This is a genomic window from Rhizobium sp. 10N414 (genome assembly GCF_056394785.1).
This window is the reverse complement of the sequence record NZ_JBFTIN010000023.1, coordinates 35,980-58,781: the sequence shown is the minus strand read 5'-3', so window position 1 is coordinate 58,781 and position 22,802 is coordinate 35,980. Positions and strand designations below refer to the sequence as shown.

The window sequence follows — 22,802 nt, the reverse complement described above, 5'->3', positions numbered from 1 at the left end:
GCGATCATGATCCCTGACGTCAAACCAAACAGCGTTCTCTATCTCAACAACGTCTCGGTTTCCTTCGACGGCTTCAAGGCACTGAACTCGCTCTCGATCGTCATCGAGCCCGGCGAACTTCGGGCCATCATCGGCCCGAATGGTGCCGGCAAGACAACGATGATGGACATCATCACCGGCAAGACGCGACCGGATGAAGGCGAGGTGTTCTTCAACGGGCAGACCGATCTCACCAAACTCGACGAGGCAGACATCGCGCAGCTCGGGATTGGTCGCAAGTTCCAGAAACCGACGGTCTTCGAAAGTCACACGGTGTGGGACAACCTCGAACTCGCCTTGAACCGCAAGCGCGATGTCTTCTCGACGCTGTTCTACCGGCTCTCCGCGGAAGACAGGGCGCGCATCGAGGAGATCCTTGAGACCGTGCGGCTGACGCATCGGCGCGACGAACTCGCCGCCAACCTCTCGCACGGCCAGAAGCAGTGGCTGGAGATCGGCATGCTTCTGGCGCAGGAACCGAAGCTTTTGTTGATCGATGAGCCGGTCGCCGGCATGACGGACGCCGAAACCGCGGAAACGGCGATCCTCCTCAAGGAGATCGCCAAGACCCGCTCGGTCGTCGTCGTGGAGCATGACATGGGCTTCATCCGCGATCTCGGCGTCAAGGTGACCTGCCTTGCCGAAGGTTCGGTGCTGGCCGAAGGATCGATCGATTTTGTGAGCTCCGATCCGAAGGTGATCGAGAATTATCTGGGGCGCTGAGATGCTGACAGTCGAAAATGCAAACCTTCACTATGGCGCCGCTCAGGCGCTGCGCGGCATTTCCATCAAGGCGGAAATGGGCAAGATCACTTGCGTGCTGGGGCGTAACGGCGTGGGCAAGAGTTCTCTTCTCCGCGCCGTTACCGGCCAGCATCCGCTGTCGGCGGGAACGGTGACGTTCAACGACACCAGGCTCAACGGCCTGCCGCCCTATGCGCGCGCCAAGCAGGGCATCGGCTATGTGCCGCAGGGGCGTGAGATCTTTCCGTTGCTGACGGTAAAAGAAAATCTCGAGACCGGCTTTGCGCCGCTTTCACGGGGCAGCAAGAATATTCCCGACGATATCTTCAGCCTGTTTCCTGTGCTGCAGACCATGCTTGGACGTCGCGGCGGCGACCTTTCCGGCGGACAGCAGCAGCAGCTGGCGATCGGCCGGGCGATGGTAACGCGGCCGAAGATCCTCGTGCTCGACGAGCCGACCGAGGGCATCCAGCCGTCGATCATCAAGGATATCGGCCGGGCAATCCGGTATCTGCGCGACAGTGCCGGGATGGCGATCCTGCTGGTGGAACAGTATCTCGATTTCTGCCGCGAACTTGCCGACTACGTCTACATCATGGATCGCGGCGAGATCGTTCACGAGGGGCTTGCGGAAACGCTCGATACGCCGGAAGCGCGTCGTCATTTGACTGTATGATCCAGTGGTAATCTGTTGGGCAGATGCTGTTTTCCTCGGCAGTTTCTGAGGGATCTCGTTGCCGCCGGTCCGATCGTGGTGAGTGTGTCGGAGCGGCACGGGAATTGCTTGCTTTCTGCAAGTTAGTGACTTCAATGAAAACGGCCGGGGTCAACCGGCGGTCCATTGGGAAGGGACGGAATGACGAACGCGGGGGCAGCTACGAGACCGCAGAGAGCCGAGGGGCGCGGGCATCTGGCTGCGAGGATGCTCGACGGGCGTACGCGCCTGCAGGAACTCTACCAGGAAGGAGCGGGCAAGATCCGGCTTCCGGATACGTTCGATTCCTCCATGGAAGCCGTCATCATCAATACCGCGGGCGGCCTCACCGGCGGCGACCGAATGAACTGGAGCGTTGCGGCTGGTCCCGGCGCCCGCATCGACGTCACCACGCAGGCCTGCGAGAAGATCTACAAGGCATCGGCAGGAACGGCTGAGGTCAACACCAGCATTACCGTGGGCGCAAACGCCCGGGTGGACTGGTTGCCGCAGGAAACCATCCTGTTCGATCGTTCATCGCTGTTTCGAAAGCTCGACGTTGATCTCGATGATGATGCCGAATTCCTGGCCGTCGAGGCCATCCTGCTTGGCCGGAAGGCGATGGGGGAGGCGGTGGAGAGCGGCCTCTTTCGCGACCGCTGGCGTATTCGCAAGGCAGGCCGGCTCTGCCACGCCGAGGACCTGGCGCTGCAGGGAAATGTTGCAATGTTCGCCGGTGCCGATGCCGTGCTGTCAGGCAAGGTCGCGTTTGCAACGCTGCTGTATGTCGGGCCGCGCGCCGAAGCCTACCTCGGTGCAGTGCGCCCGCTGCTTGAGGGCCATATGGGCGGCGCCAGCAGCTGGGCCGGCAAGCTTGTCGTGCGCCTTTCAGCGCCCGATGGTTTTGCCTTGAGAAAAATTCTCATCCCGATCATTTCGGCCTTGCGCGATGGAGCGCCGGTGCCGAAAGTCTGGAATCTCTAGTTGAAGCAGATGGATGCATGATGAACCTCACACCGAGAGAAAAAGACAAGCTGTTGATTTCGATGGCGGCGATGGTCGCGCGGCGGCGGCTGGAACGGGGCGTCAAGCTCAACCATCCCGAAGCGATCGCGTTGATCACCGATTTCGTCGTCGAAGGCGCGCGTGACGGGCGTCCGGTCGCCGAACTGATGGAGGCGGGGGCTCATGTCGTCGGCCGTGACCAAGTGATGGAAGGCATCGCGGAGATGATCCATGACGTCCAGGTCGAGGCAACCTTTCCTGATGGCACCAAGCTCGTCACCGTCCACGAACCGATCCGCTGAGGTTCCCATGCTGGAGCTGCGCCCCAATTGCGAATGCTGCGACAAGGATCTTCCGCCCGACAGTTCTGAGGCAATGATCTGCACATTCGAATGCACGTTCTGCGCCGATTGCGTTGCCGATGTTCTCGGCGGCATCTGCCCGAATTGCGGCGGCGAACTTGTGCGCCGCCCGGCGCGCCCCGCTGCCAAGCTTGCCAAGTACCCGGCGTCGACAAAGCGCGTTCTGAAAGCCGAGGGCTGCGGGCCCATCAAGGCTGCGTGAGGAGAAGATCATGATCCCAGGAGAAATCATTGCCGCAAGCGGCGACATCGAGCTGAACGTCGGCGCGCCGACAGTGACGCTTGAGGTCTCGAACACCGGCGATCGCCCCGTGCAGGTCGGCAGCCACTATCATTTCGCGGAAACGAATGCCGGTCTCTCTTTCGATCGGGAGAAGGCACACGGCATGCGGCTCGATATCCCGGCCGGCACGGCCGTACGTTTCGAGCCCGGTCAGACGCGCTCGGTGACGCTCATCCCTCTCTCCGGCAAGCGCGAAGTCTACGGTTTCCGCCAGCTGGTCATGGGCAAGCTCTAGAGTGGGCCGGGAGCAGATGATGCGTGCGAGCCTGCACCTTCTGGCCGCCGGTGCTGCGACGGTCTTTGCCTTCGGCGCCAACGCCGAGGATCTTGATTGCAAAAATCCGGTCACGCAAGCTGACATGACGGCTTGTGAACAGGCGCGCCAGCAGACCGCCGACAAGGCACTGAACGCACAATACAAGATCACGCGCGCGGCTCTCGCAGCACTCGACAAGGATCTCGATGCGGATATGCGGGGTGCCGAAGAGGCACTGGTGAAGGCGCAGCGCGCATGGGTGAATTTCCGTGATGCGGAGTGTGAGGCGGCAGGCTTTCAGGCGCGTGGCGGCACGATGGAGCCGATGCTCGTAGCAGGCTGCATTGCAGAGTTGACGGACGCGCGCACCAAGCAGCTCAAGGAATTCGCAGAGACGATGGGCAACTGACATGGTTGGCAGGATCATGGTCGTCGGCAACGGAGAGATCGGCGCACAGGCGGCGGCCGCAGTGGCGGATGCTGCGTTCGTTATCCGCTTTAACGAATGCCGCTCCTACGAAGCGAGCCCGGGGCGCACCGACGTCGTCGCCGTCTGCAATACCGGGCGGCCGGGCAAGGCAATGCTTGCTTCCGAGGCGTGGCGGGAGCATCCAGCCGTGCGTGAGGCGGCGGCGATCTGGAGCGTGCGCGATCCGCAAAAGTTCGCGGAACTGCGAGCGCCGCTGGCCGTATCGCATCCCGAGCTCGACGATTTCTGCGACGACTACACGAGTCAATTCAATGCGTTCTGTGCTGATGTTGGCAAGATGCATGTGGTCGTTGACAAAGTGATTCATGAAGCGGTGGACGAGGCGCTGGCTGCCTACCACCCGGCGCCCTACGTCGTGCCGAGCAGCGGCATGATCGTGATATCAGAAGTGATGAACAGATTTCCCGAGGCGACCATCGATCTCGCAGGCTTCGGCCACGCGGGATGGGAATGGCATCCTTTTGCTGCCGAGCGGCAGCTTGTCGATAGTTATGTCGCCGCTGGCCGCGTCACGCGGCTGCCGGCAAGCGCATCCCTTTCTTCCTCCCAAGGAGCCTGACATATGCCCTACAAGATTTCCCGCGCCGCCTATGCCGGCATGTTCGGCCCGACCACCGGCGACAAGGTGCGCCTTGCCGATACCGAGCTCTTCATCGAGATCGAGAAGGATTTCACCACATATGGCGAAGAGGTGAAATTTGGCGGCGGCAAGGTCATTCGCGACGGCATGGGCCAGAGCCAGGCGACGCGGGCGCAGGGTGCTGTCGATACCGTCATCACCAATGTCGTCATCATCGACCATACGGGCGTCGTCAAGGCCGATATAGGCCTAAAGAACGGCCGCATCGCGGCGATCGGCAAAGCCGGCAATCCGGACACGCAACCCGGCGTCAACATCATCGTCGGCCCCTCGACCGAGGCGATCGCTGGCGAAGGCAAGATCATCACTGCCGGCGGTATGGATGCGCATATTCACTACATCTGCCCGCAGCAGATCGAGGAAGCGCTGATGTCGGGCGTAACCTGCATGCTGGGCGGCGGCACCGGCCCGGCGCATGGCACGCTCGCCACGACCTGCACCGGTGCCTGGCACATCGAGCGGATGATCGAGAGCTTCGACGGCTTCCCGATGAACCTTGCGCTTGCCGGCAAGGGAAACGCCTCGCTGCCCGCCGCACTCGAAGAGATGGTGCTTGCGGGCGCATCGTCGCTGAAGCTCCACGAGGACTGGGGCACGACGCCGGCTGCGGTCGACTGCTGCCTTTCGGTCGCCGACGACTATGACATCCAGGTGATGATCCACACCGACACGCTGAATGAAAGCGGCTTTGTCGAGGATACGATCGGCGCCATTAAGGGCCGCACCATCCACGCCTTCCACACGGAAGGAGCGGGCGGTGGCCACGCTCCTGACATTATCAAGATCTGCGGTCAGTCGAACGTCATCCCGTCGTCGACCAACCCGACGCGGCCCTACACGGTCAATACCGTCGCCGAGCATCTCGACATGCTGATGGTCTGCCACCATCTGTCACCGTCTATCCCCGAGGACATCGCATTTGCCGAAAGCCGCATCCGCAAGGAGACGATCGCGGCGGAAGACATCCTGCATGACATCGGCGCCTTCTCGATCATTTCGTCCGACAGCCAGGCCATGGGTCGTGTCGGGGAGGTAGCAATCCGTACTTGGCAGACTGCCGACAAGATGAAGCGTCAGCGCGGCCGCCTGAAGGAAGAGAAGGGCGAGAACGACAACTTCCGCGTCCGCCGCTATATTGCGAAATACACGATCAACCCGGCGATCGCGCAAGGTCTTTCACACGAAATCGGCTCGATCGAAGTCGGCAAGCGCGCCGATCTGGTTCTGTGGAACCCTGCCTTCTTCGGCGTCAAGCCTGAGATGGTATTGCTCGGCGGTTCGATTGCTGCGGCTCCCATGGGAGATCCGAATGCTTCGATCCCGACGCCGCAGCCGATGCATTACCGGCCGATGTTTGCCGCCCACGGCAAGCTGCGAACCAGTTCGTCTGTCACCTTCGTCTCGCAAGCGTCGCTCGATGCGGGTCTGAAGAGCCGTCTCGGCGTCGCTAAAAATCTTGTCGCTGTGAAGAACACCCGCGGCGGCCTTTCCAAGGCGTCGATGATTCACAACAGCCTGACGCCGCACATCGAGGTCGATCCGGAGACCTATGAGGTGCGGGCTGATGGCGAGTTGCTGACCTGCGAGCCGGCCACCGTCCTGCCGATGGCGCAACGCTATTTCTTGTTTTGAGTGTTTGGGGCGGCCGCATGCGAGGTGGCGGCTCCTAAAGCCGCGCGTTAAGACTGAGTCTCCTGTGGGTTGTTTTTTATTTTTGTATGTTCCACCTTGAGGCGTTCCTTCCGTAATAGGACATTCTCCTTGTTGGTGGTTATAAAACACAAGTAAAAACAAATTGTTACGCTTCAAACCTCGCTGGATGATTGATCGCGGAAAGCGTCACGTTTTTGGGCAGCTTTCAACCGCCGCTCAATTCACCAAACTCGTTCGAACTTTAACAGTTCACTTAAGAACTCAGCAGGAGGTGACCTCTAAGCAATGTGCCTAGCGGCGGGCAAGAAGGTCGATTCGCATGAGAATTTCACTCCAGGCGGAGCTTGGCGATTTTCGTGATCGCCGCGCAATTTATGTGTTTGCTCTCAAGATGAGCTTCCTTGCGGTGACGCTCTCGTCGATCGTCATTGTCCTGCTATTGCCGCCGCTCGACTGGGCGGGACTGATGCCTGTTCCGCTCGCTCATGGTGTTGTCTACGGCGTGTTACTGTCGTGGCTTATTGGCGGGGCGGTCTCAAGCGTGCTGTCGCTGATAGCCGGTCACGCGATGCACCAGCTCAGCGTCTCGCGCGCGGAGTTCGAGCAGTTGAGCCGCACCGATGTGCTTTCAGGTCTTCTCAACCGACGTGCCTTTACAGAGGCATTGGAGCAGGTCGATGGAAATGCCTGTCTCGCGATCTTCGACGTCGACCGGTTCAAGGCCATAAACGATCGCTTCGGCCATGCCTGCGGCGATTCCGTCATCGTGGCGGTCTCCGCCATCCTCGCGGCTGCCTTCGGCGGGCACTCCGTCGCGGCGAGGCTGGGCGGTGAAGAGTTCGGCGCGATCGTTGTCGGTGGCTCACAAGAGCAGCGGATCGAGAGAGTGCAGTCGGTCTGCGCCCGCCTGGCCGGGCATCCGGTCGTTGCCGACGATTGCGTGGTCGCACTGACTGTGTCGGCCGGTATTGCGGAGTTCGAGCCCGCACGGAGCAACGAGGCTGTTTATTCGGCGGCCGACAAGGCGCTCTACCTGGCAAAGGCGCTCGGTCGAAATCGCGTGGTGCATGAGAATGACGGGCTGCATCCTGGTTGGCGCAGACGTTTGCCGGAGGAGGCCGTGGCCGCGCACGCAATGAACATGGATTGCGATGAGGCGCGGCTGGCCTGACGAATTCGCGGAATTACACAGCGAATGCCTGCAACGACAAGTTGGAGCCGGCGGATAAGCGCCACGCGGCCTCGTTGATCCCACGCGACGGCGGAAATCATGCTTCGCCGCGTCGTTCTGTGTTACGCTTGTCATTGTCACTCATGCGATCGCTGGTTACTTGGAGAGCTTATGGCAAGGACGCCCCTCAAGCGACGGCTGGCAGCAATCATGGCCACCGACGTAGTCGGCTATTCTCGTCTCATGGAGGCTGACGAGGAGGCGACGCTAGCTTCAGTCAAAGCGATGCAGGAAGAGCTGATAAGGCCGAATGTCGAGCGCGAAGGCGGCAGGGTTTTCAAACTCATGGGCGACGGCACCTTGGCCGTATTTGATTCCGTGAACGGTGCAGTGGAGTGCGCGATTGCAATCCAGGGCGAACTTATGCGCCAGCCGGAAGGGTCGCGCCTAATTCTTCGCATTGGAATCAATCTGGCCGATGTTTTGGTCGATGGTACCGACTTATTCGGCGACGGAGTGAACGTTGCCTCTCGCATTGAAGCAAGCGCATTCCCCGGCGGCATAAGCATCACCGATGGCGTCTATCACCAGATCGCCAAGAGGACTGGGACGGATTTTGTGGATGGCGGCGAAAGGGTTCTAAAGAATATCGATCGACCCGTGCGCGTTTGGCACTGGCAGCCACGTTACAACGGTTTCGTGGAAGAGGAGCGACCGCGCCCTGCTGACGGAGCAATCGCAAAGACCGCAGTTAGAATCACCGCCACGCCGTCAACGGCCCCGCAGCAGCTGGACTTGGCGGAACTGGTTGTATCCTCCCTTGAAGACCTTCTTACCGAGCAGCGTTGGCTCGATGTCTCGCGTGTTGGATCCGCTTCCGCCGCACTGGATGGACATGCCACTCGCCCGTATGACTACACGGTCAAGATTGGTATTCATGGCGCAGGCCCGTTCCGGGTAAACGCCAAATTCCTGCATACGAACGTCACGCCTGTGATGTGGTCGCGAGCTTTCGATCTTCCGGAAAGTTACCATTTCGATGTCGTTGAACTGGTGGCGGCGGAGATAGGCTCGCTGGTTCAGGACAAGGTGCTGCTTGCAGCATCCGAGATGATCGCCAAGAAACCACAGTCGTCCTGGTCGGCCGACGAAAACTTCCTCTATGGCAGGATGCTTGATAGCAAGCATATGCTTCCCGAGGCAGAGGTTTTCTTCTTGAGGGCAACGGAACTGGATCCGGGGATGATTTATGCCCAGGCCAGCTATGCCATTGCCCGACTTACAGTTTTGCCCAAACAGGCGACTTCGAGCACCTGCGCCGCGCCGACGAGATCGTACGGATCGCCTTGCGTATCGACAACAATGACGCCCTTTCCCACTATGCGGCAGCGCTGGTCCATCTGCTTTCACGCGACTACGACGGGGCCAGATCGCATTATGGCAAGGCGCGCGACCTTGCGCCCAGCGATCTGCAGATTCGCGCCGATCACGCGGAAATGCTCCACTACCTCGGCGACCTGGAACAAGCGGACGCCGAAATCGGTGAATGCTTCAGGTTGGCAAAATATCCCCCGGTGTGGTTCTGGGTGATCAGGGGAATTATCCGACTCCACCAGGGCCGCTTTGGTTCTGCAATTGAGGATTTTGAGAACATTCCATGGAGGTCGTGGCGAACGCTTATCTTGCTTGCTGCGGCCTATGCCCTGCACGGTGACGAAGTTCGACGTCGGCAGTACCAGACTGAGGCCTTGAGCCTTCAGCCCGCACTCGGACCTGAGCTTGTGCGAAACACTTTTCCCTATCGCGACCAGGACGCGCTTTCAAAACTTCTCTGTGCCTTTGTAGGAACTGCATAGGAATTCCGGGCGCAAACATCTGCTGCATATGCCTTTCCGGCAGGTTCCTTCTTGCATCGCATCAGGCTATTTTGCATGGTCGCAGTCTCAAGCGAATTGGACACGTCATGCAACGCGTTACTTCCTACCTGCCTGCGGGCACGCCTTCCTCGAACCCCATCGGAAAAGTGGTTTTGCCGCACGACCTGAGGCATTTGCGGCGAAAGCTGCTTCACCTCGACAACGGCGAGATGGTCATGCTCGACCTCAAGGAGCCGGTGCTTTTTGCCAGTGGTGATATGTTGGTTCTCGAGGATGGCGAGCTCATCGAAATTGTAGCCGCAGACGAGAAGCTCTTCGAGGTGAGGGGCAGGGATCGCGTGCACCTGATCGAGCTCGCGTGGCATCTCGGCAATCGGCATCTCGGCGCCCAGATCGAGGAAGACCGCATCCTTATCCTTCGTGATCATGTGATCCGCTCCATGCTCGAAGGGCTCGGTGCGACGATCCGCGAAGTTGCAGAGCCGTTCCAGCCGGCACGCGGTGCGTATCATTCACATGGCCATGCGCACGGTCATGACCAAGCGCATCATCATCACTCGCACGACTGATCCGATATGACTGATGATGCCGACCTGCAGGCGTTGTTGAGGATGATGACCTGGCTGTCGCCAGCTTTCCCCGTCGGGTCCTTCGCCTATTCAGGCGGTCTGGAGCGCGCCGTTCATGATCGGCTGGTCCCCGATGCTCATTCGCTTACTGCGTGGGCGTCGAACCTGATGGAGCGTGGGCCTGTATGGAACGACGTGGTTCTCCTTGCCGAGAGCCACCGCTGTCACCGACAGTCGGAGCGGCTCGGCGAACTGGCGGAGCTCGCCGAAGCGCTTGCCGGCTCGCGCGAGCGTCATCAGGAGACGATGCTGCTCGGCGATGCGTTCCTGTCCGCCGCCGGTGCGTGGCCAGACGAGGTTTTCGATCGATTGCCGCGACATGTGGCCTACCCGGTGGCGATCGGTGCCGTGGCGGGTGCCCATGGGGTGGCGTTGGAGAAGGCGATTGCGGCATTCCTGCATGCCTATCTCTCGCAGGCAGTTTCCGCAGGTATCCGTCTCGGCGTGGCCGGGCAGAAGGATGGCGTTGCCATTCTGTCGCGGCTTGAAGGCGACATAACCTCGGTTGTGAAACGGGCGGCAGCTTCAACACTCGACGATCTCGGATCGGCGACCATCCAGGCCGACATCATGTCGCTGCGCCATGAAACGCAGTCGACCAGGCTCTTTCGATCGTGACTTGTCCGCAGACGCGCGGCCAGCCGTCGCGACCTGCGTCATTTGCCGGTGGTCGCCCTTCAGGCGGCACGCTATCATCGGCCGTTATTGGAGTTCAGAATATGAAATCAGGAAACGGACCCTTGCGCGTGGGCATCGGTGGGCCGGTCGGCTCCGGCAAGACGGCGCTGACCGAGAAGCTCTGCAAGGCCATGCGCGACGACTATTCGGTGGCTGTCGTCACGAACGACATCTACACGACCGAGGATGCCGAGGCGCTCATGCGCATGCAAGCTTTGCCATCGGATCGGATCGTTGGCGTGGAGACCGGCGGTTGCCCGCACACGGCGATCCGTGAGGACGCGACGATCAATCTGCAGGCCATCGCGGGCCTGAATGAGCGGATTCCCGATCTCGATGTAGTTTTCATCGAGTCGGGCGGTGACAATCTGGCCGCCACCTTCTCCCCTGATCTGGCTGATATCACGATCTACGTCATCTCGGTTTGCCAGGGCGAGGAAATCCCGCGCAAGGGTGGCCCAGGCATTACCAAATCGGACCTTCTCGTCATCAACAAGAAGGATCTGGCTCCCTATGTCGGCGCGGACCTCGAGGTCATGGACCGCGACGCGACACGGATGCGCCAGGCACGCCCCTTCGTATTCTCCGACATGAAGCGTGGCGATGGCGTTAGCTCCATCGTCAGCTTCCTGAAGGAACATGGCGGCCTGTAGTCAAACCTGCCTCAGCGCGTTGACATCCTCGATCGCGATGGCGCGGCCGCTGACGCGTACGCCTGATGTGCGCAAGGCGGAGAAGGCACGTGACAGCGCTTCCGGCGCAAGGCCGAGCTTTCGTGCCAGCAGGCGCTTTTGGAACGGCAGGCGCAGGGAAGCCCGCGCACCCTCACTCGTACAATGCGTCAGCAGATAGTGGGCGACGCGCTGCTGGCTGGTCTGCATGCGATCGCGCGCCAGACACTCCATGGTCGACAGCAAATGCCGCGAGAGGCTGCGCGCGATCGCGCTGCCAATCCGCGGGTGTTGAGCGAGCAACGCCTTGACCTCAGCGAGATCAAAGCGGGCGAGGATGACGTGCTCCATCGCCTGTGCGCTATAATTGTATGCGTCGCCGGCAAGCACCAGGCATTCACCGAAGCTGTCGCCCGGCTCGCAGATGCTGACATCCGCTTCGCGTTCCTCAGAGCCGCGATAGAGCCTGACGTAGCCACTTAGCACGCAATAGAAGTAGTGCGCCTTCTCGTGTTCACGGAAGAGAACATCCTGTGGACCGTAGCGCACCGCCACCGCGCAGGACAGCAGAGCGTCTCGCTCGTGTCGGTCAAGGTTGGAGGTGATCAACGCACCGCCAAGCATCGCCTGCTGCGCGCTGCTCAGTTTAAAAGCTCCGGACATCTGTTTCTCCCTGTGGCGCGGCGGGTGCCGTTCCCTACCTGATACTTGGAAGGATAACCGGGAGACGCGGTTCAGAACTTGAGCTTGATCAAATGTCAGCTAATAAAAAGCCGGGGTGTTGCCCCGGCTCTTGGCTCGAGCAGCTACTCTGCCGCGAACGGCGGCAGGCGTACGACATTGCCAGATTTGCCGCGCTTGCTTTCCGGGGTCTCGATTGCCGTTACCCGGCCCTCGAGCGCACCCAGCGCTTGTGTGAGTTCTTCGCGGGACATGGCCAGATCTTCCTTGTCCTTCTTGCCCACGAGACGACCGAACATCCAGGCAAGCAAGCGGGACAGATCGTCCATGATCAGGAAGAACGAAGGCACGACGACCAGCGAAAGCACGGTCGACACGATAATGCCGCCGATCACCGCAATCGCCATCGGCGCACGGAACGAACCGCCTTCGCCGACGCCGAGCGCTGATGGCAGCATACCTGCTGACATGGCAATAGACGTCATGATGATCGGCCGGGCGCGCTTGCGACCTGCCTCGACCATGGCTTCGACACGCTCCATGCCGCGATGACGCATCTCGATGGCGAAGTCGACGAGCAGGATCGCGTTCTTCGTCACGATGCCCATCAGCATCAGGATGCCGATCATCACGGGCATCGAGAGCGGATTCTGGGTGACCAGCAGCCCGACTGCCACGCCGCCGATCGCAAGCGGCAGCGAGAACAGGATGGTGAAGGGCTGGATCACGTCCTTGAAGAGGAGGATCAGCACCGTCAGCACCAGCATCAGGCCCATCAACATGGCGTTGACGAAGCTCTGCTGCATTTCGGTCTGCACCTTCGTGTCGCCACTTTCGGCAAGCTGTACCGTCGGCGGAATGTTGGCTTCCTTGACGATCTGGCGGAACCGTGCCGAGGCAGTGTCGAGCGCCACGCCCTGCGGCAGGTCCGAGCCGATCGATACGACGCGGTAGCGGTTGTTGCGCTTGATCGAGCTGACGCCTTCCGAATAGTCGATATCGGCGACAGTGGAGAGCGGTACGGTACTGCCGCTTGCCGTCTGGATCTTCATTGCCCGCAAGGCGGCAAGATCGCGACGCATGTCGAGCGAGGCCTGCACGCGGATCGGGATCTGGCGATCGTCAAGGTTGATCTTGGCGAGCGCCGCATCAATATCGCCGATGGTGGCAACGCGGATGGTTTCGGAGATCTGCTGCGGCGTGATGCCGAGGCGAGCCGCCTGATCCTTGCGCGGACGGATCTGGAGTTCCGGACGGGGCAGGGCGCCTTCGGCGCTGACGTTCGCGAGCAGCGGATCGGCTCGCAGTTTCGCTTCCAGGATACCGACAGCATCGTTCAGATCCTTCTCGTTCTTGGAGAGGAAGTTGAACGACAGGTCACGTTCGCCGCGATCGTTGAGCTTCAGGATGCGAACGTCTGGGATATCATGGAGTTTGGCAAAGACCTCCTTTTCGATATCCCACTGCGGACGAACGCGTCCCTTCGGTTCCACCTCGGGCAGATAGGATCCAATGACCGGGACCTTAACGAGCATGTCGTCCAGCTTCTTTAAAAGCCTCTGGTCAAGCTTGTGGAGCGTGAGCGTTACCGTCGCACGGCGCAGTTCGAGGTCGCCCTTCGGAGACGCGCCACCAAGCACGAAGACGCTTTCGACGCCGTCGATATCCTTCACGTCCTTGTAGATCGCGTTCGTGGTCGCTTCCGTGTCGTCGAGCGTCGCATTCGGCGGTAGCTCGACGGACAGGACGATGCGCGATGCGTCCTCCGGCGGCAGGAAGCTGCCGGGCACCTGCGCAAGCAACATCACGGAGCCGACAAGGAAGGCGATCGCCGCAATCAGTGTCGCATAGCGGGTCCACCACCGGCGGGTCGTAGCGCGCACGAGGCGCGTATATCCGCGGAAGAAGAGGCCGTCGTTGTCGTGATTGTCTTCGATGCCGTCTTCCGCGCGCATCAGATATGCGGCCATCATCGGCGTGATGAGGCGCGCCACCATGAGCGAGAAGAACACCGAGAAGGCAACTGTCAGGCCGAACTGAATGAAGTACTGACCGGGGATGCCAGGCATGAACGACACCGGCACGAACACGGCGATGATCGTGAAGGTCGTCGCGATAACCGCGAGGCCAATTTCGTCTGCCGCCTCGATCGCCGCTCGGTAGGGCGTCTTGCCCATCTTGATATGTCGGGCGATGTTCTCGATCTCGACGATCGCGTCATCGACGAGAATACCGGTCGCGAGCGTCAGGGCAAGGAAGCTGACAAGGTTCAGCGAGAAACCCATCAGGTCCATGATCCAGAAAGTCGGGATCGCCGACAACGGCAGCGCGATGGCCGAGATAAGCGTTGCACGCCAGTTCCGGAGGAAGAGGAAGACAACGATGATCGCAAGCAGCGCGCCCTCGATCAGCGTATCGATGGCCGCTTCATAGTTGCCATAGGTGAAATAAACGGAGTCGCTGATCAGCTCGATGCCGACGTTCGGGTTTTCCGCACGCACCTTGTCGAGGCTCTTTGCCACGGTTTCGGCGACGCTGACCTCACTGGCACCCTTCGAGCGGAAGACGCCGAAGGTCACGACAGGGGTGTCATCGAAGCGCGAGAAGGATTTCGGCTCCTGATAGGTGTCCTTGATGACGCCGAGATCGGAAACCTTGACGAAGCGGCCGTTTGGCAATGCGATCGTGGTGTTGGCAAGTTCGGCGACATTGCGGGCGTCGCCGAGCACACGGATCGCCTGTTCGCTGCCTGCCACCTGGCCACGGCCGGAGCCGAGGTCGACGTTGGTGCCGCGCAGTTGTTGGTTCACGCTTGCCGCGGTAATGCCGTGGGCGTTCAGCTTGTCGGGATTGAGCTCGATACGCACTTCGCGGTCTGCACCGCCGTAACGGTCGACACGGCCGATGCCGGCCTGCCCCTGCAAGGCGCGCTTGACCGTATCATCGACGAACCAGGAGAGCTCTTCGAGCGTCATGTCGGGGGAGGAGACGGCAAAGGTCTGGATCGCCTGACCCTCGACGTCGATCTTCGAGACGATCGGTTCTTCGACGTTGGCAGGCAGGTCGCTGCGGATGCGGTCGATCGCGTCCTTGGTGTCCTGAACGGCCTGCTCGGTCGGCACTTCCATGCGGAACATGACGACCGTCTGCGACTGGCCGTCCGTCACCGTCGATTGGATTTCATCGATGCCGTTGATACTGGCGACGGCATCCTCGATCTCCTTCGTCACCTGCATCTCGAGCTCGGCCGGCGAAGCGCCGCTCTGCGTTACGACGATGGAGACGAGCGGAACGTCAATGTTCGGAAACCGCGTGATCGGCAGCCTATTGAAGGACTGGATGCCGACGAAAAGAAGAAGTGCGAACGCCAGAAGCGAGGCGACGGGATTTCGGATAGACCAGGCTGAAAAGTTCATCGGCCGTCTCTCAGTTGGAAACCGGTGGCTGTTCACGAACCGGCGTGATGCGGTCGCCGTCACGGACATAGGCGCCCGCTTTGGCTACGACCTCATCGCCAGCTTTCAATCCATTGACGATCTCGACATAGGCTCCGTCCTGGATGCCGGTTTCGACCTTGGCAAACTTGACGACGTTATTCTCGACCTTACGGGCCGAGGATCCTTCATTGCCCGACAGCACGGCCGAGACGGGGAGCGCCACGTTTTCCGTTGTGCGCACGACGATGTCGGCGCTGCCGTACATACCCGAACGCGCCTTGCTGGAATCGTCGATCAAAATGTGGACCAAACCGAGGCGCGTGAGCGGATCGACTGTCGGCGAGACCAGACGCACGGAGCCGCTAATCTTTTCGCGACTACCAGAGAGCAAGATGGTCGCCTTCTGGCCGGGTTGAACCTTCACAATCTCGCTCTCGCCCACTTCCGCCACAAGCTCGATCTCGTCATCGCGAATGACCGTGAAAAGCGGATCGCCGGTGGCGAGCGCAATCGCTCCGATCCTGGCGTTCTTGGCTGCGACAGTACCGGCGACCGGCGTCTTGACGTCGGTGCGTGCGAGCTTCAGATCAGCGTCCGCGATCTGGCTCTCCGTGACCTTGATCTCCGCGACGGCTACCTGGATTGCCTGCTTTGCCGAGTCAACACGGGCGTTGGCGGAAGCTGCAGCGGCATCCGCCTGTTCGACCGTTGCCGTCGAGACAGTGCCCTTCTTGCCCATTTCCTGGGCGCGGACCTGCTGCTGTCGTGCCTGCTCCGCATTAGCCTCTGCTTCAATCAGTTGTGCGCGAAGCTGGGCAAGGCTCGCCTCGTTCTTGGCTTTCGTGGCCTGCATCTGGCTTTTCTGCAGGATGATTGCGTCGTCGTTCAGGGTCGCCAGCGTGCTATCGGCCTGGACCCTGTCGCCGATATCCGCGTTGAGCGCACGGATCGACAAGCCTTCGACCTGCGGCTGGATATAGACTTCCTCGACTGGCTTAACCGTACCGGTCGCGACAACACGATCGACGAGCGTGCGGGTGGAGGCTTTCGTCACGACGATGGCCGGCAGGTTTTGTTGCGGCTTTGCGACCGGCTGTTCCTGGGCAAATGTCGTTGACGCTACAACCGCCGCGATCAGCAGAGTTGAGGCGCGAAGTATCTTAACAGGCGTACGTGCCATGCGTCGTCATCCAGTTTTGCTCGGCCTAGCTTGCGCGTTGTCATCAGCGCGCCCATGACCGGTTCCCGTATTGGTATTCTCAGAAGTATTTTCGTTCATTTGCCGACTCTTACTTAAGAAGTCCCTCATCCGGCAAACTCGGCTTGTACGTGGTAGCTATTTGCCCATCGCGCAAGTCCGGCAGAAAATAATTCCTCGTTCGAACACAATAATTACCAATGTGATGCAGATCAATCACTGTGCGGTTATGCAAGCATTCCGTTAGTTGATCCTGCGTCGTTGTTATGACGTGCGAGCACCGCTCGATGCGACATCGATCGCGAAATTTCTTCGATAAAAACAGCAAAAAAATGAAAAAACGCGCGGAGGGTCCGCGCGTTTCGTGTCTTGTCGTTACCGAATTACTTGGAAGCAGCGTCCGTTACGTCGTGCGTCCAGGCTCCGGTCGGTTCCTTGTTGATGATCTTTTGGTCAAGGAGTGCCTTGGCCGTGCGATCATAGAGGGTCGTGTCGAGCTTGCCGGTGCCATCGCCGATCAACTTGGCAACTTCGCCCATCATACGCTTCTGGTGGTTTTCGTCCTGGCCGCCGGCGTCAACGACGATTCCGGCAGCTTCATCCGGGTTCTCGGTTGCGTACTTCCAGCCCTTCATCGAAGCCTTGACGAACTTGACCATCTTTTCCTTGAAGGCCGGGTCCTTGAGCTTGTCTTCCATGGCATAGAGGCCGTCTTCGAGAAGGTCGTTGCCCATGGCGGTATAGTTGAAGACGATCAGGTCTTCGGGCTTGAAGCCGGCATCGATCGCCTGCCAGTATTCGTTATAGGTCATGACGGAGATGCAGTCGGCCTGCTTCTGCAGCAGCGGCTGCACGTCGAAGCTCTGCTTCAACACGGTCACGCCATCGGCACCGCCTTCGGTCTTCAGGCCAAGCTTGTTCATCCAGGCGAAGAACGGATATTCGTTGCCGAAGAACCAGACGCCGAGCGTATGGCCCTTGAAATCGGCTTCGGTCTTGATCGGGCCGTCCTTGCGGCAGACCATTTCCATGCCTGATTTCTGGTAGGGCTGGGCGATGTTGACGAGCGGAACGCCCTTCTCACGAGCAACAAGCGCGCCGCCCATCCAGTCGACGATGACGTCAGCGCCGCCGCCGGCGATCACCTGTTCCGGCGCAATGTCAGGGCCGCCCGGCTTGATGGTGACGTCGAGGCCTTCTTCCTCGTAGTAGCCCTTTTCTTTGGCGACGTAATAACCGGCGAACTGCGACTGCGTCACCCACTTGAGCTGCAGCGTCACCTTGTCGGCAGCCATCGCTTGGGTTGCCGCGAGCGACATCGCGCTCGCCATCATCGCAATAATCAGTTTTTTCATTTTCTTTTTTCCCTCTGAAGTTATGCCTAATCCCATTCGCGGGAATAAAGCGACGCCTAGCCACCACGGATAGACGGATGCCAGAAAGTCACCGCCCTTTCGGCGAGGGCGACGACGCCATAGAAGACCGAGCCTACCAGCGCCGCAATGGCGATTTCGGCCCAGACCATGTCGACATTCATGCGCCCGATCTCGGTGGAGATACGGAAGCCCATGCCGACGATCGGCGTACCAAAGAACTCCGCAACGATGGCACCGATCAGCGCCAGCGTCGAGTTGATCTTCAATGCATTGAAAATGAAGGGCATCGCCGCCGGAAGCCGGAGCTTCAGCAGCGTCTGCCAATAGTTGGAGGCATACGTCTGCATCAGGTCGCGCTCCATCGCGCCGGATGCGGTGAGGCCGGCGACGGTGTTCACCAACATCGGGAAGAACGTCATGATGATGACGACGGCTGCCTTCGACTGCCAGTCGAAGCCGAACCACATCACCATGATCGGCGCGACGCCGATAATCGGGAGCGCCGACACCATATTGCCGATCGGCAGAAGGCCCCGGCGCAGGAAACCGACGCGATCGGCGAGGATCGCGACGGCAAAGCCTGCGCTACAGCCGATGATGTAACCGGCGAATACTGCCTTGAAGATCGTCTGACGTACGTCGTCGGCCAGGATCGGCAGCGAGCCGGCGATCCTGGCTCCAATGGCGCTAGGTGGCGGCAGCAGGACGAAGGGAATGCCGGCGCCGCGCGTCAGCGCCTCCCAGAGTATCAGGATCCAGGCACCGAAGATTGCCGGGATCAGCAGCCGCAGGCACGAGCGGCCCAAATTCGAGGCCGGCGTCATGGCCGAAAGCTCGGTGACGCATCGCCAGGCAAGCAGCCAGCAGGCGGCCATCAGTAGGAAGAAGGATTTCGTCGCCAGGCCTTCGTTGCCGGTCACACCAGCGAGCAGGACCCATGCCGCCCAGTGCGCGCCGATCAGCAGAACGGCGGCGACATACAGCTTCGGCAACGGCGAGAAGGAAACGAGGGCGACCGCGACGATCAACGCGATCGTAAGGCCCGCGGTTATCGACGACACCGGGTCCGGTGCGCCCTCGGCCATGATCGGCAAGGTGATCATCGCAATCGCGGTCAGCACCAGGGCAAGAATACCCTGCCAGGAAAAGGCCATCTGCTTCATGCTGGCCTCCCGCCCATCGAACGGTCGACGAACTTTGCGACAAGGCCGACGATGGCGACCAGGCTTGCGGCCAACACCGAGCCCGCGACAAGCGCTGCCCAGATGTCGATCGTCTGGCTGTAATAGGAGCCGGCGAGCAGTTTCGAGCCGATGCCGGCGACGGCGCCGGTCGGAAGCTCGCCGACAATGGCGCCGACAAGGCTTGCGGCGATCGCGACCTTCATCGAGGTGAAGAGGAACGGCAYGGATGCCGGAACACGCAGCTTCCAGAATGTCTGGGCGGGTGTCGCGTTATAGGTTCGCATCAGGTCGAGGAACATGACCTCGGGCGACCGCAGGCCCTTCACCATGCCAACAGTGACCGGGAAGAAGGAGAGGTAGGTCGAGATCAGCGCCTTCGGGATCAGCCCGGTGATGTTGATGGCGCCGAGGACGACGATCACCATCGGTGCGATTGCCAGGATCGGTACGGTCTGCGAAGCAATGACCCACGGCATGAGGCTGCGGTCGAGCGCCTTGATATGAACGATCCCGACGGCGATCAGGATCCCGAGCAGCGTGCCGAAGCCGAAGCCAAGCAGCGTCGAGGAAAGCGTGACCCAGCTGTGGTAGACGAGGCTGCGGTTGCTCGAGAGCTTCCGCAGAAACGTGTTTTCGAAGACGTTTTGCACTACCTGATGGGGCGCGGGCAGCAACGGCTTCGGTTGCGAGAGCGTTTTCTCGATGAATTCGATGGTGTCAGGCGTCTGGTTGGCGCGCTGATCCATGTCCCGCTGGAAGGAGGCGTTCATCAGGACCGCCGCAACGTACCAGATCGCGATCAGGACCACGAGGATCGTGACGACGGGGACGATCCTGTCTTTGAGAGTGTCGGGCTTCATGAGCGCCCCCGCGCAACGGTTCCAACGCTAAGTGCCTTAGTGCTCATAGCTGTGCCCCGCTCTCAGGCCTTCGCGCACGCGGTGGGCGATTTCGAGGAACTCGGGCGCCTCGCGGATGTCCAGCGGTCGCTCCCTGGGAAGCGGCGAGTCGATGACATCAGTCACGCGGCCGGGGCGAGGCGACATCACGACAATCTTGGTGGAGAGGTAGACCGCCTCGGGGATCGAGTGGGTGACGAAGCAGATCGTCTTGTTGGTGCGCGCCCAGAGCTTCAGAAGCTCCTCGTTCAGGTGGTCGCGGACGATTTCGTCAAGCGCGCCGAAGGGTTCGTCCATCAGGAGCAAGTCGGCATCGAAGGCGAGCGCGCGGGCGATGGAGGCACGCTGCTGCATGCCGCCGGAAAGCTGCCAGGGGAACTTCTTCTCGAAGCCGGTAAGATTGACGAGATCGAGCGCATCGGCGATGCGCTTCTTCTGATCGGCCGACGCATAGCCCATGATCTCGAGCGGCAGGGCGATATTCTTCTCGATGGTCCGCCAGGGATAGAGCGCCGGCGCCTGGAAGACATAGCCGTAGGCGCGGGCCTTGCGGGCCTCCTCAGGCGTCATGCCGTTGACGGTGATTTCGCCCGATGTTTTCTTTTCCAGATCGGCAATAACGCGCAGAAATGTCGTCTTTCCGCAGCCGGAAGGGCCAATGAACGAGACGAAGTCGCCCTTGCGCACGTCGAGATTGACGTTGGTCAGCGCATGCACAGGAGCGTCACTGGCATCGTAGGTCAGACAGAGGTCCTTGGCGGATACGACTGAGGTAGCTTGCGTCAACGCTTGTGTATCCTGTTTTCCCCGCGCTTCCGCGGTTTGCGTGATAGTATGAGTAGCTGTTTTCATTGTTCCGGCAAGGTCCATGGAGGATGACGATGGACGCGACATCAAAGCCCACCTGTCACATTGTGCACCCCAGTCATGCCTATGATGGCAAGCAGGGGCTCAGTTACTTCGAAGGCATCGCGGCCGAGACGGTCGGCGCCAAGGGTATCTGCATGCATTTGCTGACGATTCCGCCCGGCGTTCGCGCCAAGGCGCATCTGCACGAGTCGCATGAAACGGCGATCTACATGCTCTCCGGCGAGGCTCACACCTGGTACGGCGACGAGCTGGAGCATCATGTCGTCGTCCACGCCGGCGAGTTGTTCTACATCCCCGCCGGAGTGCCGCATCTGCCTGCCAACCTCAGCAGCACCCCTTGCACCGCGATCATCGCCCGCACGGACCCGAACGAGCAGGAAAGCGTCGTTTTGCTTCCGGAGCTTGATCGGCTGGTGAAGGAGTGATGCCAAGGATCAGACCCCCGTCGCCGGGATGCCTGACCGTTCGACCTTGCGCGGCGCCACGAGCTCCTTCCATGTCGACAGCGCCTTGTTAACCGCCTGGAACGGCTCGCGCTTCACGAACTGGCCGTGTCCTTCCTTCGTCTTGACGGTGCTTTCCTCGATCGCGACTTCGCCGCGCGTCAGCGTGTAGCGCGGCAGGCCGGTGACCTGCTTGCCTTCGAAGACGTTGTAGTCGATCGATGATTGCTGGGTCTTGGCCGAGATCGTCTTCGAGCGCTTGGGATCCCAGACGACGATATCGGCATCGGCGCCGACGAGGATCGCGCCCTTCTTCGGATAGACGTTGAGGATCTTGGCAATGTTGGTCGAGGTGACCGCAACGAACTCGTTCATCGTCAGGCGGCCGGTGTTGACGCCCTGGGTCCACAACATCGGCAGTCGGTCTTCGAGGCCGCCAGTGCCATTCGGGATCTTGGAGAAATCACCAACGCCGAAGCGCTTCTGATCGGTGGTGAAGGCGCAATGGTCCGTCGCCACGACCGAGAGCGATCCGGATTGCAGGCCGGCCCAGAGGCTGTCCTGATGCTGTTTGTTGCGGAAGGGCGGGGACATGACACGGCGGGCAGCATGGTCCCAGTCCTTGTTGAAATATTCGCTTTCATCGAGCGTCAGATGCTGGATCAGTGGTTCACCGTAGACGCGCATGCCCTTCTGGCGGGCGCGACGGATCGCTTCATGCGCCTGTTCGCAGGAGGTATGCACGACGTAGAGCGGCACACCCGCCATGTCGGCCAGCATGATGGCGCGATTGGTTGCCTCGCCTTCGACCTCGGGCGGACGGGAGTAGGCGTGCGCCTCCGGACCGTTGTTGCCTTCGGCAAGAAGCTTTGCGGTCATCGAGGCAACGACGTCGCCGTTTTCGGCATGCACCAGCGGCAGCGCGCCGAGTTCGGCACAGCGCTGGAAGGAGGCGAACATTTCGTCGTCGTTCACCATCAGCGCGCCCTTGTAGGCCATGAAGTGCTTAAAGGTGTTGATGCCCTTTTCCTTGACCACTATCTCCATCTCGTTGAAGACGCGCTCGTTCCAGCCGGTGATCGCCATGTGGAACGAGTAGTCGGCGTTGGCGCGGCTCGTCTTGTTGTCCCACATCTGCAGCGCTTCGAGCAGCGATTGCTCCGGCCCCGGCAGGCAGAAATCGACGACCATGGTCGTGCCGCCGGCGAGACCGGCGCGCGTGCCGCTTTCGAAGTCGTCGGAGGAATAGGTGCCCATGAACGGCATTTCGAGGTGAACGTGCGGGTCGATGCCACCCGGCATCACGTAGCAGCCCGTCGCATCGAGCGTTTCGGTGCCGGAGAGGTTCGGGCCGATCTCGACGATCTTGCTGCCCTCGATCTTCACGTCCGCCTTGTAGGTCAGGTCGGCGGTGACGATGGTTCCGCCCTTGATGACTTTGCTCATGATCAGTTCCCTTGCATTGATTGCTCGCGGCTCTTCGTCCGCTGGTAAAAGAAAAGGCGGGAATGACCCCGCCCTT

The 22,802-nt window shown here is 60.5% G+C and carries 23 protein-coding genes; 15 read left to right on the top strand and 8 right to left on the bottom strand.

From position 1 onward, the window contains the following. Positions 1 to 6: 6 nt before the first annotated feature. The 14 genes from urtD (at position 7) to ureG (ending at position 11,174) form a co-directional block, all read left to right on the top strand. Entirely contained in the window at positions 7 to 762 is a 756-nt protein-coding gene (urtD, locus tag AC1DE4_RS20105; protein ID WP_169683562.1) for an urea ABC transporter ATP-binding protein UrtD, read from the top strand. 1 nt (position 763) lies between these two features. Continuing rightward, on the top strand, positions 764 to 1,459 hold the full coding sequence (urtE, locus tag AC1DE4_RS20100; protein WP_018858229.1) for an urea ABC transporter ATP-binding subunit UrtE: 696 nt from the start codon (positions 764 to 766) through the stop codon (positions 1,457 to 1,459). Positions 1,460 to 1,639: 180 nt separating this feature from the next. Continuing rightward, entirely contained in the window at positions 1,640 to 2,461 is an 822-nt protein-coding gene (locus AC1DE4_RS20095; RefSeq protein ID WP_169683560.1) for an urease accessory protein UreD, read from the top strand. A gap of 20 nt (positions 2,462 to 2,481) precedes the next feature. Beyond that, the gene (locus tag AC1DE4_RS20090) at positions 2,482 to 2,784 is read left to right on the top strand and encodes an urease subunit gamma (RefSeq protein WP_018858231.1); all 303 of its coding nucleotides are present in this window, start codon (positions 2,482 to 2,484) and stop codon (positions 2,782 to 2,784) included. A gap of 7 nt (positions 2,785 to 2,791) precedes the next feature. Further along, positions 2,792 to 3,046, top strand: coding sequence for a DUF1272 domain-containing protein (locus AC1DE4_RS20085; RefSeq protein WP_018858232.1), 255 nt, complete (start codon positions 2,792 to 2,794; stop codon positions 3,044 to 3,046). A 10-nt stretch (positions 3,047 to 3,056) separates the two neighbouring features. After that, positions 3,057 to 3,362, top strand: coding sequence for an urease subunit beta (locus AC1DE4_RS20080; protein WP_018858233.1), 306 nt, complete (start codon positions 3,057 to 3,059; stop codon positions 3,360 to 3,362). A gap of 19 nt (positions 3,363 to 3,381) precedes the next feature. Beyond that, on the top strand, positions 3,382 to 3,792 hold the full coding sequence (locus AC1DE4_RS20075) for a lysozyme inhibitor LprI family protein (protein ID WP_169683558.1): 411 nt from the start codon (positions 3,382 to 3,384) through the stop codon (positions 3,790 to 3,792). 16 nt (positions 3,793 to 3,808) lie between these two features. Next, complete coding sequence (locus AC1DE4_RS20070) at positions 3,809 to 4,432, top strand: hypothetical protein (protein ID WP_026371926.1); 624 nt, start codon at positions 3,809 to 3,811, stop codon at positions 4,430 to 4,432. Positions 4,433 to 4,435: 3 nt separating this feature from the next. Next, a complete protein-coding gene (gene ureC / locus AC1DE4_RS20065; protein WP_169683556.1) occupies positions 4,436 to 6,145 on the top strand; it encodes an urease subunit alpha in 1,710 nt (569 codons plus the stop codon). Between the two features lie 340 nt (positions 6,146 to 6,485). Next, positions 6,486 to 7,337, top strand: coding sequence for a GGDEF domain-containing protein (locus tag AC1DE4_RS20060; RefSeq protein ID WP_037216195.1), 852 nt, complete (start codon positions 6,486 to 6,488; stop codon positions 7,335 to 7,337). A 210-nt stretch (positions 7,338 to 7,547) separates the two neighbouring features. Beyond that, complete coding sequence (locus AC1DE4_RS20055; RefSeq protein WP_477882673.1) at positions 7,548 to 8,927, top strand: adenylate/guanylate cyclase domain-containing protein; 1,380 nt, start codon at positions 7,548 to 7,550, stop codon at positions 8,925 to 8,927. Between the two features lie 373 nt (positions 8,928 to 9,300). Continuing rightward, positions 9,301 to 9,783, top strand: coding sequence for an urease accessory protein UreE (gene ureE / locus AC1DE4_RS20050; RefSeq protein WP_018858239.1), 483 nt, complete (start codon positions 9,301 to 9,303; stop codon positions 9,781 to 9,783). A 6-nt stretch (positions 9,784 to 9,789) separates the two neighbouring features. Next, positions 9,790 to 10,461 carry an urease accessory protein UreF gene (locus AC1DE4_RS20045; RefSeq protein ID WP_018858240.1) on the top strand — a complete coding sequence of 224 codons (672 nt, stop codon included), beginning with the start codon at positions 9,790 to 9,792 and terminating at the stop codon, positions 10,459 to 10,461. A gap of 101 nt (positions 10,462 to 10,562) precedes the next feature. Continuing rightward, positions 10,563 to 11,174, top strand: a complete 612-nt coding sequence (ureG, locus tag AC1DE4_RS20040; protein ID WP_025660122.1) for an urease accessory protein UreG — start codon at positions 10,563 to 10,565, stop codon at positions 11,172 to 11,174. Here ureG and AC1DE4_RS20035 read toward each other — a convergent pair whose 3' ends face one another. The 7 genes from AC1DE4_RS20035 to AC1DE4_RS20005 all read right to left on the bottom strand — a co-directional run bounded on the left by AC1DE4_RS20035 (position 11,175) and on the right by AC1DE4_RS20005 (position 20,753). Next, positions 11,175 to 11,855 carry a Crp/Fnr family transcriptional regulator gene (locus tag AC1DE4_RS20035; RefSeq protein WP_018116916.1) on the bottom strand — a complete coding sequence of 227 codons (681 nt, stop codon included), beginning with the start codon at positions 11,853 to 11,855 and terminating at the stop codon, positions 11,175 to 11,177. Positions 11,856 to 11,998: 143 nt separating this feature from the next. Next, complete coding sequence (locus AC1DE4_RS20030) at positions 11,999 to 15,289, bottom strand: efflux RND transporter permease subunit (protein WP_477882670.1); 3,291 nt, start codon at positions 15,287 to 15,289, stop codon at positions 11,999 to 12,001. A 10-nt stretch (positions 15,290 to 15,299) separates the two neighbouring features. Beyond that, positions 15,300 to 16,490, bottom strand: a complete 1,191-nt coding sequence (locus tag AC1DE4_RS20025; protein ID WP_018116918.1) for an efflux RND transporter periplasmic adaptor subunit — start codon at positions 16,488 to 16,490, stop codon at positions 15,300 to 15,302. Positions 16,491 to 16,891: 401 nt separating this feature from the next. After that, positions 16,892 to 17,863, bottom strand: a complete 972-nt coding sequence (locus tag AC1DE4_RS20020; RefSeq protein WP_018116919.1) for an ABC transporter substrate-binding protein — start codon at positions 17,861 to 17,863, stop codon at positions 16,892 to 16,894. A gap of 56 nt (positions 17,864 to 17,919) precedes the next feature. After that, the gene (locus AC1DE4_RS20015; protein ID WP_025660124.1) at positions 17,920 to 19,047 is read right to left on the bottom strand and encodes an ABC transporter permease; all 1,128 of its coding nucleotides are present in this window, start codon (positions 19,045 to 19,047) and stop codon (positions 17,920 to 17,922) included. Further along, complete coding sequence (locus AC1DE4_RS20010; protein WP_477882667.1) at positions 19,044 to 19,928, bottom strand: ABC transporter permease; 885 nt, start codon at positions 19,926 to 19,928, stop codon at positions 19,044 to 19,046. The genes AC1DE4_RS20015 and AC1DE4_RS20010 overlap by 4 nt, the downstream gene beginning before the upstream one ends. A 36-nt stretch (positions 19,929 to 19,964) precedes the next feature. Then, positions 19,965 to 20,753: an ABC transporter ATP-binding protein gene (locus AC1DE4_RS20005; RefSeq protein ID WP_018116922.1), complete on the bottom strand. Its 789-nt coding sequence runs from the start codon at positions 20,751 to 20,753 to the stop codon at positions 19,965 to 19,967. A 95-nt stretch (positions 20,754 to 20,848) separates the two neighbouring features. Between AC1DE4_RS20005 and AC1DE4_RS20000 the strand changes: the two genes are divergently transcribed. Then, positions 20,849 to 21,262, top strand: a complete 414-nt coding sequence (locus AC1DE4_RS20000; protein ID WP_018858244.1) for a cupin domain-containing protein — start codon at positions 20,849 to 20,851, stop codon at positions 21,260 to 21,262. A 9-nt stretch (positions 21,263 to 21,271) separates the two neighbouring features. Here the strand turns inward: AC1DE4_RS20000 and hydA are convergent, their stop codons facing one another. After that, positions 21,272 to 22,726, bottom strand: a complete 1,455-nt coding sequence (hydA, locus tag AC1DE4_RS19995; protein ID WP_477882665.1) for a dihydropyrimidinase — start codon at positions 22,724 to 22,726, stop codon at positions 21,272 to 21,274. Positions 22,727 to 22,802 lie beyond the last annotated feature (76 nt).

Coding starts and splice junctions, on each gene's coding strand:
- urtD (WP_169683562.1), top strand. CDS start 7: ATGATCCCTGACGTCAAACCAAACAGCGTTCTCTATCTCAACAACGTC.
- urtE (WP_018858229.1), top strand. CDS start 764: ATGCTGACAGTCGAAAATGCAAACCTTCACTATGGCGCCGCTCAGGCG.
- AC1DE4_RS20095 (WP_169683560.1), top strand. CDS start 1,640: ATGACGAACGCGGGGGCAGCTACGAGACCGCAGAGAGCCGAGGGGCGC.
- AC1DE4_RS20090 (WP_018858231.1), top strand. CDS start 2,482: ATGAACCTCACACCGAGAGAAAAAGACAAGCTGTTGATTTCGATGGCG.
- AC1DE4_RS20085 (WP_018858232.1), top strand. CDS start 2,792: ATGCTGGAGCTGCGCCCCAATTGCGAATGCTGCGACAAGGATCTTCCG.
- AC1DE4_RS20080 (WP_018858233.1), top strand. CDS start 3,057: ATGATCCCAGGAGAAATCATTGCCGCAAGCGGCGACATCGAGCTGAAC.
- AC1DE4_RS20075 (WP_169683558.1), top strand. CDS start 3,382: ATGCGTGCGAGCCTGCACCTTCTGGCCGCCGGTGCTGCGACGGTCTTT.
- AC1DE4_RS20070 (WP_026371926.1), top strand. CDS start 3,809: ATGGTCGTCGGCAACGGAGAGATCGGCGCACAGGCGGCGGCCGCAGTG.
- ureC (WP_169683556.1), top strand. CDS start 4,436: ATGCCCTACAAGATTTCCCGCGCCGCCTATGCCGGCATGTTCGGCCCG.
- AC1DE4_RS20060 (WP_037216195.1), top strand. CDS start 6,486: ATGAGAATTTCACTCCAGGCGGAGCTTGGCGATTTTCGTGATCGCCGC.
- AC1DE4_RS20055 (WP_477882673.1), top strand. CDS start 7,548: ATGGCCACCGACGTAGTCGGCTATTCTCGTCTCATGGAGGCTGACGAG.
- ureE (WP_018858239.1), top strand. CDS start 9,301: ATGCAACGCGTTACTTCCTACCTGCCTGCGGGCACGCCTTCCTCGAAC.
- AC1DE4_RS20045 (WP_018858240.1), top strand. CDS start 9,790: ATGACTGATGATGCCGACCTGCAGGCGTTGTTGAGGATGATGACCTGG.
- ureG (WP_025660122.1), top strand. CDS start 10,563: ATGAAATCAGGAAACGGACCCTTGCGCGTGGGCATCGGTGGGCCGGTC.
- AC1DE4_RS20035 (WP_018116916.1), bottom strand. CDS start 11,855: ATGTCCGGAGCTTTTAAACTGAGCAGCGCGCAGCAGGCGATGCTTGGC.
- AC1DE4_RS20030 (WP_477882670.1), bottom strand. CDS start 15,289: ATGAACTTTTCAGCCTGGTCTATCCGAAATCCCGTCGCCTCGCTTCTG.
- AC1DE4_RS20025 (WP_018116918.1), bottom strand. CDS start 16,490: ATGGCACGTACGCCTGTTAAGATACTTCGCGCCTCAACTCTGCTGATC.
- AC1DE4_RS20020 (WP_018116919.1), bottom strand. CDS start 17,863: ATGAAAAAACTGATTATTGCGATGATGGCGAGCGCGATGTCGCTCGCG.
- AC1DE4_RS20015 (WP_025660124.1), bottom strand. CDS start 19,047: ATGAAGCAGATGGCCTTTTCCTGGCAGGGTATTCTTGCCCTGGTGCTG.
- AC1DE4_RS20000 (WP_018858244.1), top strand. CDS start 20,849: ATGGACGCGACATCAAAGCCCACCTGTCACATTGTGCACCCCAGTCAT.
- hydA (WP_477882665.1), bottom strand. CDS start 22,726: ATGAGCAAAGTCATCAAGGGCGGAACCATCGTCACCGCCGACCTGACC.